General features: G+C 71.7%; 1 protein-coding gene. It reads right to left on the reverse strand.

The window, feature by feature from the left end; all coding sequences use genetic code 11:
- Positions 1–381 (reverse strand): aminotransferase class IV (locus ACOADB_RS08615; RefSeq protein WP_378597550.1); only part of this gene is annotated, 381 nt, incomplete at both ends.

Raw genomic sequence — 381 nt, forward strand, 5'->3', positions numbered from 1 at the left:
CTGGACGTCGCGCGTGGTCGAGACGAGGAAGATCTCGTCGGCCGCCGCCGCGACCGTCAGCGGTTCGTCGACCTCGCGCCCGCCGAACCACTCGAGGACCAGGTCACGGGTGACGCCGGCCAGACAGCCGCTGGCGAGGGTCGGGGTGCGCAGCTCGCCGTCCACCACGTAGAAGACGTTCGTGCCCGTGCCCTCACAGAGGTTGCCCGCGAGGTTGGCGAAGATCGCCTCCGTCGCACCCTTCGCGCGGGCAGCCTCGAGAGCCACCACGTTCTCCGCGTAGGACGTCGTCTTCAGCCCGGCCAGCGCACCGCGTTCGTTGCGCGGCCAGGGCACCGTGATCACGGCCGTCGTCTCCGCCGCCGCCTCCATGGGCGACGC

This window comes from Nocardioides sp. CPCC 206348 (assembly GCF_048654705.1).
Classification (GTDB): domain Bacteria; phylum Actinomycetota; class Actinomycetes; order Propionibacteriales; family Nocardioidaceae; genus Nocardioides.